Raw genomic sequence first — 14003 nt, 5'->3', positions numbered from 1 at the left:
GGACCGGCTGGAACTTTGACCATGAATCATTGTTAGACTGTGGTATATATTTAAGAGACCCCCCCACCTCGTCGCCCTAGAGGCTGCTACCTCGGCGGGACGGAGAACCACCATGGACATTCGAGCATCTGACAACACCCAGCTCGGCCGCCGGGAACGCAACAAGTTGAGGGTCAAGGAACGCCTCTACACCTCCGCGCTGACGTTGTTCACCGAGCGGGGGTACGACGAGACGTCGATCGACGAGATCGCGGACCGGGCCGACGTCGCCCGGGGCACCTTCTTCAACTACTTCCAGCGCAAGGAGGACCTGATAAGCGCCTGGGGGGAGGAGCGGCGCGAGAAGCTGGGCGCCGCGCTCTCGTCCGCCCCGCAGCAGTCCCCGTCGGCCGTCGGCAGACTGCGCCAGTGTATGAGCACCCTGGGCCGGATCAACGAGGAGGAGCAGTTCCAGACCAGCGCGATGCTGACCGCCTGGGTCCGCGCCGGGCGGCCGTTGATCGAGGAGCCCTACGTCGCGGAGCTCTTCGCGGAGATCGTCTCCGGCGGCCGGGACCAGGGCGAGCTGAGCGCGGACCTGCAGCCCACCCACGTCGGCAACGTGCTGCGTGACCTCTACCTCGGCACCCTGTACCGCTGGTGCGAGCGGCCGCACGGCGACCGCAACGTGTCCCTGACCGAGGAGTTGCAGGCCACGCTGGACCTGCTGCTGCACGGCATCACCGCGGCCCGGCCGCAGGACCACCCGACGGACTAGTCGGACCGGGCGCACGCGGTGCGCACGGGGGAGTGCGGGGAACGCCACGGAGGCGTTCCCCGTCGCGCGTTCTCCGCCCGTGCGCGTCCGCTCCCGCCGGTGGCGTCAGGAGCGGACGGCCCGCTGGTAGGCGCGCAGCGCGTCCGGATCGTCGATGCTGCCGTGGTGGTGGTACTGGCGCCAGTGGCCGTCCTGGTAGCGGAAGTACCGGCTGGTACGGATCTCCAGCGGGACCTCGGTGCCGTCCGGGGCGGTGTAGCCGCCGGTCTCCCGTCCGGCGAAGACGGCGTGTGCCTCGCCGGTGTAGGCGACCACGTCGCCGAAGGTCACCTGGACGTTCATGGAACCGTCGAACACCCGCGCGTACAGCCCGGCGATGGCGTCGCCGCCGCGCAGGATGCCACCCACCGGATTGTTGAGCTGCGCGAGCGGGTCGGCCGACCAGTCCTCCCGCAGGGCGTCCGGGTCGCGGTTGTTCAGGGCGTAGTAGAACGACTCAAGTGCGGCCTCAGCACCCGTAGGTGACGGATCGTCGGTTTCGCTGAGCCGGTTCCGGGAGTGCGGGCCGAAGGCGATCTCGGTCTTTTCGATCATGACTTCCTCAACGCCGGTACCCGGCCCGGTGATTCCCCCGACTGCCCCGGATCAGCCGTACGGGTGTCTGCTCAAACACCAGTTCCCGCAGGCCCGTTCGCGGGTGGGTGCGGGCCCCCGCGGCGGACGTGTCCGCGGCGGGGGACGGTGGAGCGGGGTCAGTTCACGGTGTCCGAGACGTACGGGTGCAGCTGGCAGAAGGCGGCGGTTCCGTTGGTCAGGTACAGGACCTGGGAGAAGTTGCCGCCGGGGCCGAGGTTGACGTCCGGCGTGGCGGTGTAGCCGCCGCCCGGCTTCGCGACTTCCGAGCTCAGGAAGCCCTTGTCGTCGCTGAGGTTGATGAGCACGTCCTCGATGTAGGAGGCCGAGCTGGTGAAGGTGACCTTGATGTGCGGCGGGGTGAGGTTGCCGCCGTTGGAGCAGTCGCTGAGCGTGTAACTGCCCATCTCGTTGTGTGGTGCGGTACTCATCGAACTGGTGGAGTTGCATCCTGCGAGTGCGCTGATGGTGCAGATGGCGAGCGCTATGCCCGGTGCCTTCATGCCGTCCCCTCGAAGGTGGTTGCCGGGAGCGTAACCGGCGCCGGGGCGGTCGGCGGGGGCCGTCGCTATCTGTTGGTCCGACCGCCGTTTATGCGCCATTTCCAGGGCGACTGCCGGTCGGCCTTTACTTACTAGACCAGTCTACCTAGTATCCCTCTGGGGCCCTGCCCACCGCTTGACGACCGAGGAGCGCCATGAAGATCCATCACCTCAACTGCGCCTCCGTGCGCATGATCGAGCCCACCTACGAGGGGCTGCCGAGCGCCCACGCGGTGAACCACTGCCTGCTGATCGAGACCGACTCCGACGGGCTGGTGCTCGTCGAGACCGGTCTGGGGCTCGACGACATCCGTGACCCGGACACCGTGCTGGGGACCACCTGGGTGGAGCTGACGCAACCGGTGCTCACCGAGGACGAGACCGCGATCCGCCAGGTCGAGCGGCTCGGCTTCGCGGCCGAGGACGTCCGCCACATCATCCTCAGCCACCTCGACATCGACCACTCCGGCGGCCTGCCGGACTTCCCCCACGCGCAGGTCCACGTACTGCGGGCGGAGATCGACGCCGCCTTCGCGGAGGCGCCCAGCTTCCGCTACCGGCCCGGACACTGGGCCCACGGACCGAAGTGGGTGCGCTACACCCCGGGGACCGACCACGTGTGGTTCGGCTTCACGGCGGTGCCGGTGCGGGGACTGGCCGACGACATCCTGCTGGTGCCGCTCGGCGGCCACACGGCCGGGCACGCCGGGATCGCGGTCCGCACCGGCCCGGGCAGCTGGCTGCTGCACTGCGGCGACGCGTACTACTACCACCGCGAGTTGCAGGCGGACCCGCACTCCCACCCGCTGCTCGACTTCGTGCAGACCAGCGCCGAGGTCCACCACGACCTGCGGCTCGGCACCCAGGCGCGGCTGCGCGAGCTCGTCCGCGACCACGGCGACGAGGTGACCGTCATCTCCGCCCACGACCCGTGGGAGTTCCAGCGCTTCCAGGCGGAGGCGGGGGCCCGGTGAGCGCCGTCGTGAGCCGATGCGGCACCGTGCCGGTCAACGGGACCGAGCTCTACTACGAGGTGCGCGGCCAGGGGACGCCGGTGCTGTGCGTCTCCGGCGGCTTCGGCGACGGGGCCGCCTGGGAGGCCGTGGCCGACCTGCTCGCCGACGAGCACCGGGTGATCAGCTACGACCGGCGCGGCCACTCCCGCAGCCCCCGCCCCGCCGACTGGACGTCGACCTCGATGGACGAGCAGGCGGCCGACGCCGCAGGCCTGTTGGCGGCGCTGGAGACGGGCCCGGCGGTGGTCTACGCGCACAGCCTCGGCGGCGGCATCGGGCTGACCCTGGCGCTGCGCCGACCGGAACTCGTCCGGCTGGTGCTCCTCCACGAGCCGTTCCTGCCGTCGCTGCTGGCCGACCCGGCCGGGGCGAGCGCCCCTACCCGGGCGGTGGTCGGTCCGTTCGTCGCGGCCGGTGACCTGCGCGGCGGGGCGGACGCGCTGCTCCGGCTGTTGCAGGCGGACGCCTACGAGGACCTCCCGGCCGAGCAGCGGGAACGCCTGCTCGGCAACGCGGGCACCCTCTTCGGTGTCGACTCCCGGGACCTGGGCGAGCTGACCGTGCCGGTGACCGACCCCGCCGTCCCGCTGTGGATCCTGCGCGGCGAGCACTCCCCGGACTTCCTCACCGTCGGCGCGCACGCGCTGGCCGGGGCCCTCGACCGGGAGCCGTGGACGCTCCCCGGTGCCCACGTGCCGCACCTCACCCACCCGGCGGCGGTGGCCGACACCATCCGCCGGGCCGTCCGCGAGGCGGACCGGTCGGCAGCCGCCCAGGGGTAGCGCGGCGAGCGGCCTACCGGTGGCCGCCGTCCGGGTGCCGCCCGCTGTCCGGCGGGTCGCCGAGGGTGCGCTGCATCAGCAGCGTGTCGATCCAGCGGCCGTGCTTGTAGCCGACGGCGGTCAGGCGCCCCGCCTCGGTGAAGCCGAGGCGGCGGTGCAGCGCGACCGAGGCGTCGCCGCCGGTGTCGGCGATGACCGCGATCAGCTGCCGCACCCCGGCCCGGGCGCAGCCGGCCGACAGCCGGCGCAGCAGGGCGCCGCCCAGGCCCTGGCCGGTCCGGCCGGGAGCGAGGTAGACCGAGTCCTCGACGGTGTGCCGGTAGGCGGGCTTGGGGCGCCAGGGGGCGGCATAGGCGTAGCCGACGACCTCGCCGGAGACCTCGGCGACCAGGAAGGGCAGCCCCCGGGCGGCGAGGTCGTCGAGCCGTCGGTCCCAGGCGGCGACGGCGGGAGGGCTCTCCTCGAAGGTCGCCACGGTGTGCAGGACGTAGTGCGCGTAGATCTCGGCCACGGCGTCCAGGTCGGCCGCGACCGCCGGGCGGACCACTGACTCCTCGGCGGCTGTCACGGCGGAGAGTCTAGAGCGTGCCAGGCCAGCGAGCGGGCCGGACGGCCCGTGCGGGCGCGGCCGGAGCCGCGCGGCGACGAACCTTTGTCCGTTGCCTTGACGCGTCCCGGGCACGGGGCGATAGTCATGGACGGCTCACCGCCACCCGCGCACACACCACCACCACCCTTGGACAGCCATGTCCGCAGCGCGAAATGTTAACGCTAACAATTCGCCCGAGCAGAGGAACCCACCCATGACCTCTCGACCATGGAGCACCGGCGTACGCAGGGCCCTGCCGGCGCTGGGAGCGGCCCTCGCCCTCGCCGTCAGCGTCATCGTCGGGCTGCCGACGACGTCCCAGGCCGCGGCCCAGGGACCGTGTGACATCTACGCCGCGGCCGGGACGCCGTGCGTGGCCGCCCACAGCACGGTCCGGGCGCTGTACTCCGGGTACGACGGCCCGCTCTACCAGGTGCGGCGCTCGTCCGACGACGGCTACACCACGGTCGGCCCGCTCACCGCCGGCGGTGTCGCCGACGCCGCCGCGCAGGACGCCTTCTGTGCCGACACCAGCTGCGTCATCACCCGCGTCTACGACCAGTCGGCCAACCACAACGACCTGACCATCGAGGGTCCGGGCGGCAACGGCGGCCAGGACGTCGGCGCCTACGCCAACGCGCTGCCGGTCACCGTCGACGGCCACAAGGCCTACGGCGTGTACATCACCCCCGGTACCGGCTACCGCGACGACGCTACCAAGGGCGTGGCCACCGGCAGCACCGCCCAGGACGAGTACATGGTGACCTCGGGCACCCACGTCGACGGCGGCTGCTGCTTCGACTACGGCAACGCCGAGACCAACAACGACGACAACGGCTCCGGCCACATGAGCGCGATCAACTTCGGTACCGAGTGCTGGTTCCCGCCCTGCACCGGCTCCGGCCCGTGGGTCCAGGCCGACCTGGAGAACGGCCTGTTCGCTGGCGGCAACGGCTCGAACCCGGGCAACCGCGGCAACAGCGGCCCGTTCGTCACCGCCCTGGTGCGCACCAACGGCACCAGCGACTACTCGATCGAGGGCGGCAACGCCCAGTCCGGCGCGCTCACCGACTGGTACGACGGCTCGCTGCCCACCACCGGCGGCTACATCCCGATGCACCAGGAGGGCGCGATCGTCCTCGGCACCGGCGGCGACGACAGCAACAGCTCGGCCGGGTCTTTCTTCGAGGGCGTGATGACGGCCGGTCTGCCGTCGGCGGCGACCGACGCCGCCGTCCAGGCCGACATCGTCGCGGCCGGGTACACCGCCTACGCCGGGTCGGCGCCGGCGGTCGGCTCGCGGATCTCGCTGCGGGCGACGACCGCCTGCTGCACCGGCGACTACCTCACCCACGACGACAGCGACACCAAGGTCGTGATCGCGGCGGTCACCTCGGCCAGTGCGGCCACCACCAGGTCCGACGCCACCTGGCTGGTGGAGGCGGGCCTGGCCGACAGCTCCTGCGTCTCCTTCGAGTCGGCCAACGACCCCGGCCAGTACCTGCGGCACTCCGGCTTCGAACTGTGGCTGAACACCGACGACGGCAGCGCCCAGTTCGCCCAGGACGCGACCTTCTGCGCCCAGCCGGGGATCGACGGCCAGGGCTTCTCGTTCCAGACCGTCAACTACCCGGGCACGTACATCCGCCACTTCGACTACACCGTGTATGTCGCGAGCGATGGCGGCAGCAACACCTGGGACAACGCCAACCTCTGGACCAGCGACGTGAGTTGGGCCGTCACCTCGCCCTGGGCGTGACCCTGCCGCGATCCGCCGGAAGGCGCGCGCGGTAGCACCGGCCGCACCGCCGTAGGCCTGGCGGTGCGGCCCGTGGGGCACCCCCGGCACCCTCGTACGCTGCTTGACCCGATTGCATGTTAGCGTTCACAATAGCCCCGCCGCGCTGAGTTCGAGGAGACACCGTGTCCCAGACCACCATGGAGCGCTGATGCACCGACCTCCCACGATGGCCGATGTCGCCCGGCTGGCCGGAGTGTCGCACCAGACCGTCTCCCGGGTCCTCGGCGGTCACCCCAACGTCCGCGACACCACCCGGGCCGGGGTCCAGCGCGCGATCGCCGAGCTCGGCTACCGGCCCAACTCCTCCGCGCGCGCCCTGGTCACCCGGCGGACCCACACCCTCGGCGTGGTCGCCTTCGACACCACCCTGTTCGGCCCGGCCAGCACCCTGGCCGGGATCCAGCAGGCGGCCCGCGCCGACGGCTACCTGACCTCCACCGTCAGCCTGCGCCGACTGAACCGGGAGACCCTGACCGAGGCGCTGGAGCACCTCGGCGACTGGGGGGTGGACGGCGCGGTGGTGATCGCCCCCCGCCAGGACGCCGTCGCCGTACTGTCCGCGGCCCGCTGGGCCTTCCCGCTGGTCACCGTCGAGGGCGGGGGCAGCGCGGACGTGCCCGGGGTCGGCGTCGACCAGCGGCTGGGCGCCCGCCTGGTCACCGGCCACCTGCTGCGGGCGGGCCACCGCACGGTCCGGCATGTGGCCGGTCCGCAGGACTGGCTGGAGGCGCAGTCGCGGCTGGACGGCTGGCGCTCGGCGCTGGAGGACGCCGGGGCCGAGGTGCCGCCGCCGCTGTTCGGCGACTGGAGCCCGCTGTCCGGCTACCGCGCGGGCCAGCAACTGGCCGGACAGGTCGGCGTTCCGGACGGCGGCGGCACGCCGCTGACCGCGGTGTTCGTCGCCAACGACCAGATGGCCCTCGGCGTGCTGCGCGCCTTCCGGGAGGCCGGGGTCCGGGTGCCGGAGGACGTCGCGGTCGCCGGGTTCGACGACATCCCCGAGGCCGAGTACTTCGCGCCGCCGCTGACGACCGTCCGCCAGGACTTCGAGGCCCTGGGCCGGGCCAGCATCGGGCTGCTGCTGGACCGGATGCAGGGCGCGCTGCCCGAGGAGCCGCACCTGCTGGTCGCCCCGGAGCTGATCGTCCGCAGCAGCACCACACCCCGGCCCTGACCCCGCCCCGCCGGGGCGGCGCACCGCGCCCACGAACTCCGACGGTGAGGCGCAGGCCTCCGGGACCCGCTTGACACCCTCCCCCACCACCGAACCCGGGCTCCAGGTGTACACCGCCAACGCCTTCGACGCCACGCTCACCGGCCTCGGCGGCCGACCGTACCAGCGGCACTGCGCGGTGGCGTTGCAGACCCAGCCGCTGCCCGACTCGCCGAACCGCCCGGACTTCCCGAGCGTGGTGCTGCGCCCCGGCGAGACCTATCGGTCCCGCACGGTATACACCTTCTTCACCTGCTAAGACATCGAATTGCCAGCAGAACACTGAGCCCCGGTGGCGGGGCCGACCCGACCAGGTCGACGTACGCCACCGGGGCCCTCGGGGGTCAGGAGGCCTGGACCCAGCCGAGGGTGAAGTGGTCGAAGAAGACGCCGCCGGTGCCGCCGACCTCGTACAGGTCGCCGACGCTGCCGTCGCCGAGCACCGCCATCGTCGAGTAGCCCGCCGTGCCGGGGACCAGCAGCGACGAACTGGGCCAGCTGGCACCGTCGTTGCCGCTGAGCCGGACGGTCAGGTTCACCCGCGAGCCGGTGCTGTCGTTGTTGCTGAACAGCGCCGTGGCGGTGGTCAGCGGGGCACCGGTGCCGGAGACGTCGGTCGGCTTCAGGTACGAGATCTCGTCGCCGTTGCAACCCGGGTCCGGCAGACCGTTGGCGGCCATGGCGCCGAAGGTGGCGCCGCCGTCGGTGGACGTGGCGTCGTACCGGGTCGCCCCGGCGTTGGCGCGCATGTCCTGGACCACGTCGCCGGTGCCGCGCTGGACCGCCTTGCTCTCGTTGACGTCGGTACCGGCCGAGGCGCCGGTGTGCCAGGTCGCGCCGTCGTCGTCACTGTAGATGTCGGCCGCGTGGTCGGTCCCGGCCGAGTCGCGGTAGACGATCGGCTGCACCAGCCGCCCCGAGGCGAGCTGGATCCCGTGCCCGGAGGAGGCGAACAGCGATCCCCAGGTCGGGTCCTTGACCTCCGGGTTGAGGTCGGTCGGCGCGCTCCAGCTGGCGCCGTCGTTGTCACTGGTGACGTACTCGACGTGCAGGCTGCCGGTGTCGGTGGTCGCATTGCTGCCCGAGGCGGGGGAGTTGAAGCCGATCCCGGCCGGGCCGTAGTTGTAGAACAGGAACACCCGGCCGTCGGTGCGGTCCACCAGCAGGCTGGAGTCGCCGGTGCCCTCGGTGGTGCTCGGCGCGTGCACCACGATCGACGGCGCGGTCCAGGTGCTGCCGCCGTCGGTGCTGCGGGTCATCGCCAGCTGGATGTTGTTCGGCAGGTCGTTGCCGTTGCTGACCCGGGCGTCGGCCACGGCGATCACCGTGCCGTCGTCGGTCACCGCCATCGACGGGATCCGGACCGAGGCGACGGTGCCGTTGTAGGAGGTCCCGGTCGAGCTGTTCAGCCCCTGGATCACGGTGCCGGTGCTGATCAGCTGGGTCTGGTCCATTTGCGGCGTACCCGAGGCGAGACCGCAACCGACGGTCCCGGACTGGGTGTTGGAGAAACCGGTGGGGGTGGTCGTGGTGAAGCTGTAGGCGGAGCCGACCGCCCTGGTGAAGTACAGCAGGGAGTTGGCGCCCGCGCTCAGGGTGCGCACCCACGGCCCGGCACCGCTGCCCGGCCAGCTGACGGTGAACGTCTGCGACGCGGTGGTCTGGTTGTTCAGCACCACCTGCACCCGGCCGTTGGTGCAGTCGTCGCTGACCGTGGCCGACATCCCGGTGCCGTCGGCGTAGGCCGGACGGGGGATGGCCAGCGGCAGCGCGGCGGCGAGGGCGAGGGCGAGCGTGCCGCCGAGGACGGTACGGGCTCCGCGCCCGGGGGTTCCTGCGAGTAGTGCCACGGTTGGTCGCTCCTTGTGAGGGGGGTTGCCGGTGGACGTTCTGGTACCGAGGAGACCGTGCCGAAGAGACCGTGCCGAAGGGACCGCGCGGCGGATCGCGCCGGTCAGCCGAGGAGCGCGCGCAGCCAGGCCAGCTGTTCCAGCTGGTGGTGTTCGACTCCGCCTTCGTGGTCGTTGAACTCGTACACCCGCACGTCCTTGGGACCCGCGTACGCGTTGTAGGCGCTGAAGCAGGTGGACGGCGGGCAGATTCGGTCCATCATGGCGATGGAGAAGAGGGCGGGCGTCCGCGAGCGGGCCGCCATCAACGCGCCGTCGAAGTACGACAGCGTGGTGAACACCTCCTGCGCCGAACTCCGGTGCAGCCGAAGGAACTCGGCGATCTCGGTGTACGGCGGGCAGGCGGCGGTCTCGGCGCCGCGCCGGATGTCGCAGAGGAACGGCACGTCGGGCATCGCCCCGGCCAGGCCGGGCACCAGCCCGGCCACGGCCAGGGTGATCCCGCCGCCCTGGCTGATCCCGGTGACCACCACCCGCTCCGGGTCCACCGACGGGTGCGAGCGGGCGGCGGCGACGCAGCGGACCGCGTCGGTGAAGACCCGGCGGTAGTAGTAGTCGTCCCGGTCGGCCAGGCCGCGGGTGAGGAAGCCGGGAACGGAGCCGCTCGCGGTCGCCCCCGGGTCGGGCGTCGCGCCGAGGGCGCTGCTCCAGCCCTGACCCCGGGTGTCCATGATCAGGTGCGCGTATCCGGCGTTCGCCCAGAACAGGCTCTGGTGCGCCATGCCCCGTCCCCGCCCGTAGCCGAGGTACTCCACCACGCAGCCGAGCGGTCCGGTGGCCCCGGCCGGCAGTTGCAGCCAGCCGCGCACCCGCTGCCCGCCGTACCCGGCGAAGCCCACGTCGTAGGTCTCGACCTGCACCAACCCGGTGTCCACCCGCTCGAAGCGGGCGTCCAGCGGCAGCCGCTCCGCCTCGGCCAGCGTCCCGGACCAGAAGGGGTCGAAGTCGGCGGGCTCCGGCAGGACGGGCCGGAACTCGCGGCACTCGGCGAGGGTCAGGTCGGACAGGGGCACGGCGGCTCTCCGGTGGCGCGGCGGGGGTCGGCAGGCGCTGGGGCCGCGCCACCGACTGTGGAACGAATGACGTCAGACGTCATGCATCGCGGTGACTTTAAGGTGACCTCCGGGCGGCGTCAACCCCGCGCGGAGGGCGGGCGGGCGGACATGCGGCGGCCCGCCAGGCGGACGGCTGGGCCTGGCGGGCCGGAGGGTTGCTGCGCGGTCGGTGGAGAGGCCGCGGCTGGGTGGGTCTCAGTCCTCGGTGCCGCGCACCCGCCCCTGCGCCTCGCTGATCCGGCGCCGCACCGGCGCGTAGTGCGCGCGGACGGCGTCCTCGAAGGCCTTCGGGTCACCGCCGCGGACAGCGGTGACCATGGCGCGGTGGGCGCTCACGGTGTCCTGCTCGTCCTTGGTGGTGATCACGTTCAGGTGCGGGGCCACGATCGCGTAGACGTCCCAGCAGGCCGAGGAGAGCTGCCTGATCAGCTCGTTCGCCAGCGGTTCCACCAGCAGCGCGTGGAAGCGCCGGTCGGCGTCGACGATGTCGAGTCCGTCGGAGATCCGGGCGTGCATCTCGTCGACGATCGCGTCCAGCGCGTCCAGCCGGGCCGGGTCGAGCGAGGCGATGATCCGGTCGACCATGCCGCGCTCGAACAGCTCGCGGACGTCGACCAGGTCGGACAGCACCCGGAAGTCGTCCTCCGGGCTCAGCAGGCCCCGGAAGGTCAGCCCCTCCACCAGCGCGGAGAGGCTGAGCCGCCCCACGTAGGTGCCGTGGCCGTGCCGGACCTCGACGATGTCGAGCGCCGCCAGCGTCTTCACGGCCTCGCGGACGCTGGACCGGCTGGCGCCGAGCGCGGCGCAGAGCTCCGCCTCGGTCGGCAGCGGGTCTCCCGGCCGGAGCCGGTTCTCCAGGATGTATCCCTTGATCCGCTCAATGACCTCCTGCCGTAGCAGTGGCCTGGCGTTACCAATTTGTGAGTATGGCGTGACTGCCACGTCTTGACCCTCTCTCGGCACCCGACTACGTTCACACCCTATCAAGCACATCGGACATCAGATGTCCGATATCAAGACAGCAATTGCAGCGCCGCCCCCAGGGAGCACTTGTGTTGGAGCGCGTATCCAAAGCCGCCGTATCCAGAGACGCCGTATCCAGAAGCGTCGACCGCCGTGGCTTCCTCCGGCTCACCGGCGCGCTGGCCGCCGCGGCCGCGGTCACCCAGGCGGTCGCCGCCTGTAGCGGCCCGGCCTCCAACGCGGCCGGTTCCGGCGGCAGTGGCGGCGGCGCCAAGAGCGACACCATCCGTGCGGGCATCTCGTACAGCCTCTCCTCCGGCTTCGACCCGATGAGCGCCTCCGGCGCCACCCCGGTCGCGGCCAACAACCACATCTTCGAGGCCCTGGTGGACCTCGATCCGGCGAGCCGCACAGCCTACCCGGCCCTGGCCGCGGCGATGCCGCAGGCAGTCAATCCCACCACGTACCGGGTGTCCCTGCGCAAGGGCGCGACCTTCCACGACGGTTCCGCGGTCACCGCCGACGACGTGGTGTTCAGCTTCACCCGGGTGCTGAACCCGGCCAGCGCCTCGCTGATGGCGGAGTTCGTCCCGTTCCTGTCGGGCGTCAAGAAGATCGACCCGAGTACGGTCGAGTTCGACCTCAAGTACCCGTTCCCGCTGTTCGCGGACCGGCTGGCGACGGTCAAGATCGTGCCGCGGAAGCTGGTCACGGCCGACCCCAAGGGCTTCGACGCCAAGCCGGTCGGCTCCGGACCGTGGGCCCTGGTCTCGGCCACGCCGAACGACAAGATCATCTTCAAGAAGTGGGACGGCTACAACGGCCACCGGCCGGCCAAGGTCCCGAACATGGTCTGGTACCTGACCTCGGACGCCACCGCCCGGGTGAACGCGCTGATCTCCGGCCAGACCGCGGCCATCGAGGACGTCCCCTACATCGACGTCAGCTCGGTCCAGGCCAAGGAGACGCTGCGGTCGGTGCAGTCCTTCGGGAACCTGTTCCTGATGTTCAACTGCTCTGCCAAGCCGTACGACGACAAGCGGGTGCGGCAGGCACTGCACTACGCGCTGGACGTCGACAAGATCGTGCAGACCGCGATGTTCGGCAACGGCACCCCGTCCACCGGCTACCTCCAGCCGACGCACCCGAACTACCACCGCGCCGCCACCGTCTACGGCTACGACCCGGCCAGGGCCAAGTCGCTGCTCGCGGCGGCGGGCGTGAGCAACCTGTCGATCACGCTGACCACCACCAACACCGACTGGGTCAGCGACATCGCCCCGATGGTCAAGGAGGCCTGGGACGCCATCGGCGTGCAGACCACGCTCGACATCGGCGACTCCTCCGGCCAGTACGCCAAGGTCGACAGCAACCGGTTCACCGTGCTGCTCGCCCCCGGCGACCCCTCGGTCTTCGGCCAGGACGCGGACCTGCTGATCCGCTGGTTCTACGACGGCCAGTGGCCGACCACCCGGTTCCGCTGGCACGGCACCGCGCCCGACGTCCAGGTCCGCGCGCTGCTCGACCAGGCCGCCCGCAGCTCCGACACGGCCACCCGGACCACGCTGTGGAACCAGGTCATGGACGTCGTCGCGGACCAGTGCCCGCTCTACCCGATCGTCCACCGCAAGCTCCCCACGGCCTGGAACGCCAAGGCCCTCAGCGGGTTCCACCCGCTGCCGACCACCGGTCTGTCCTTCCTGGACGTCGACACAGCCTGACCGGTCCGGAGCGGGGCGGCCCACCGCCACCGGGCCCCCGCTCCCTCAGCTCCTTGAAGGACTTCCTACGATGGTTGTATTCCTCAGGCTCGCGCTACGCCGCGTCGCGATGCTGCCGGTGATGATCCTCGGCGTCACCGCCCTGGTCTTCGTGGTGCTGCAATTCTCGCCGGTCGACCCCGCCTACAACGCGCTGGGCGACAGCGCCACACCCCAGGCACGGGCCGCGTTCGCCGCCGCCAACGGGCTGAACTCACCGCTGCCCGTCCGCTACGTGCGCTTCCTGGGGCAGTTGCTGCACGGCAACCTGGGGCTGACGCTGCCCCCCTCGCAGTCGGTCTCCGGCCGCATCGCCACCGCCTTCCCACTCACCCTGCAACTCACCCTGCTCGCCCTGGTGATCGCGATCGCGCTGGCGCTGGTGCTCGGCATCACCGGGGCCGTCTACCGGGACCGCTGGCCCGACCAGCTCTCCCGGGTGCTGTCCATCGCGGGGGTGGCGATCCCCTCCTTCTGGCTGGGCATCCTGCTGATCCAGGAGTTCGCGATCAGCCACTCGCTGCTCCCCAGCGGCGGCTACGTCAACCCGGCGCAGTCCCTGGGCGGTTGGCTCCGGACCATGCTGCTGCCCGCGTTCTCGCTGGCCTTCCCGGTCGCCGCCACGCTGTCCCGGATGATCCGCACCTCGCTGGTCGCCGAACTGGACCGCGACTACGTGCGCACCGCCACCGGCAACGGCCTGTCCCGGGCCACCGTGATCCGCGGCGCGCTGCGCAACGCGCTGGTCACCCCGCTGACCGTGCTCGGCCTCCAGGTGGGATACCTGCTGAGCGGCGCGGTGGTGATCGAGACCATCTTCAACCTGCCCGGCATGGGCAGCCTGGTCCTGGAGGGGGTCACCGCGGGCGACATCTCCCTGGTCCAGGGCACCGTGCTGACCGTGGCCCTGGCCTTCCTCGTCGTGAACGTGCTGGTCGACCTGCTCGTCCTGCTCGTCAACCCCCGCCTGCGGACGGTGTGA

General features: G+C 71.5%; 14 protein-coding genes. 8 read left to right on the top strand and 6 right to left on the bottom strand.

The window, feature by feature from the left end; translation table 11 throughout:
- Positions 1–112: 112 nt before the first annotated feature.
- Positions 113–757, top strand: coding sequence for a TetR/AcrR family transcriptional regulator (locus tag GXP74_RS26405; protein ID WP_182453729.1), 645 nt, complete (start codon positions 113–115; stop codon positions 755–757).
- 105 nt (positions 758–862) lie between these two features.
- Here the strand turns inward: GXP74_RS26405 and GXP74_RS26400 are convergent, their stop codons facing one another.
- Complete coding sequence (locus GXP74_RS26400; protein ID WP_182453728.1) at positions 863–1351, bottom strand: nuclear transport factor 2 family protein; 489 nt, start codon at positions 1349–1351, stop codon at positions 863–865.
- A 158-nt stretch (positions 1352–1509) separates the two neighbouring features.
- The gene (locus GXP74_RS26395) at positions 1510–1821 is read right to left on the bottom strand and encodes a hypothetical protein (protein WP_182453727.1); all 312 of its coding nucleotides are present in this window, start codon (positions 1819–1821) and stop codon (positions 1510–1512) included.
- Between the two features lie 266 nt (positions 1822–2087).
- On the opposite strand from GXP74_RS26395, the gene GXP74_RS26390 reads away from it, so the two are divergent.
- Positions 2088–2906 carry an MBL fold metallo-hydrolase gene (locus GXP74_RS26390; RefSeq protein ID WP_182453726.1) on the top strand — a complete coding sequence of 273 codons (819 nt, stop codon included), beginning with the start codon at positions 2088–2090 and terminating at the stop codon, positions 2904–2906.
- Complete coding sequence (locus GXP74_RS26385) at positions 2903–3730, top strand: alpha/beta fold hydrolase (RefSeq protein WP_182453725.1); 828 nt, start codon at positions 2903–2905, stop codon at positions 3728–3730. Before GXP74_RS26390 ends, GXP74_RS26385 begins: the two co-directional genes overlap by 4 nt.
- Before the next feature lie 13 nt (positions 3731–3743).
- On the opposite strand, the gene GXP74_RS26380 is transcribed toward GXP74_RS26385, so the two are convergent.
- A complete protein-coding gene (locus GXP74_RS26380) occupies positions 3744–4298 on the bottom strand; it encodes a GNAT family N-acetyltransferase (RefSeq protein ID WP_182453724.1) in 555 nt (184 codons plus the stop codon).
- 235 nt (positions 4299–4533) lie between these two features.
- Here GXP74_RS26380 and GXP74_RS26375 point away from each other — a divergent pair, with 235 nt between their 5' ends.
- The 3 genes from GXP74_RS26375 to GXP74_RS26365 all read left to right on the top strand — a co-directional run bounded on the left by GXP74_RS26375 (position 4534) and on the right by GXP74_RS26365 (position 7592).
- Positions 4534–6078: an alpha-L-arabinofuranosidase B gene (locus GXP74_RS26375; RefSeq protein ID WP_182453723.1), complete on the top strand. Its 1545-nt coding sequence runs from the start codon at positions 4534–4536 to the stop codon at positions 6076–6078.
- A 190-nt stretch (positions 6079–6268) separates the two neighbouring features.
- On the top strand, positions 6269–7294 hold the full coding sequence (locus GXP74_RS26370; RefSeq protein ID WP_182453722.1) for a LacI family DNA-binding transcriptional regulator: 1026 nt from the start codon (positions 6269–6271) through the stop codon (positions 7292–7294).
- A 70-nt stretch (positions 7295–7364) separates the two neighbouring features.
- Complete coding sequence (locus tag GXP74_RS26365; RefSeq protein ID WP_182453721.1) at positions 7365–7592, top strand: hypothetical protein; 228 nt, start codon at positions 7365–7367, stop codon at positions 7590–7592.
- Between the two features lie 85 nt (positions 7593–7677).
- Here GXP74_RS26365 and GXP74_RS26360 read toward each other — a convergent pair whose 3' ends face one another.
- The 3 genes from GXP74_RS26360 to GXP74_RS26350 all read right to left on the bottom strand — a co-directional run bounded on the left by GXP74_RS26360 (position 7678) and on the right by GXP74_RS26350 (position 11240).
- Positions 7678–9183: an exo-alpha-sialidase gene (locus GXP74_RS26360; protein WP_182453720.1), complete on the bottom strand. Its 1506-nt coding sequence runs from the start codon at positions 9181–9183 to the stop codon at positions 7678–7680.
- A 104-nt stretch (positions 9184–9287) separates the two neighbouring features.
- On the bottom strand, positions 9288–10256 hold the full coding sequence (locus GXP74_RS26355; RefSeq protein WP_182453719.1) for an acetylxylan esterase: 969 nt from the start codon (positions 10254–10256) through the stop codon (positions 9288–9290).
- A gap of 237 nt (positions 10257–10493) precedes the next feature.
- Positions 10494–11240 (bottom strand): FadR/GntR family transcriptional regulator, encoded by a 747-nt coding sequence (locus GXP74_RS26350; RefSeq protein WP_225448203.1) that lies wholly within the window; start codon positions 11238–11240, stop codon positions 10494–10496.
- Positions 11241–11353: 113 nt separating this feature from the next.
- On the opposite strand from GXP74_RS26350, the gene GXP74_RS26345 reads away from it, so the two are divergent.
- On the top strand, positions 11354–12982 hold the full coding sequence (locus GXP74_RS26345; RefSeq protein WP_182453717.1) for an ABC transporter substrate-binding protein: 1629 nt from the start codon (positions 11354–11356) through the stop codon (positions 12980–12982).
- A gap of 70 nt (positions 12983–13052) precedes the next feature.
- A complete protein-coding gene (locus GXP74_RS26340; RefSeq protein ID WP_182453716.1) occupies positions 13053–14003 on the top strand; it encodes an ABC transporter permease in 951 nt (316 codons plus the stop codon).

This window comes from Streptacidiphilus sp. P02-A3a (assembly GCF_014084105.1).
Taxonomy (GTDB): Bacteria; Actinomycetota; Actinomycetes; order Streptomycetales; family Streptomycetaceae; genus Streptacidiphilus.
Note: the sequence above shows the minus strand (reverse complement) of the source record. Positions and strands in the feature narration are given on the sequence as shown.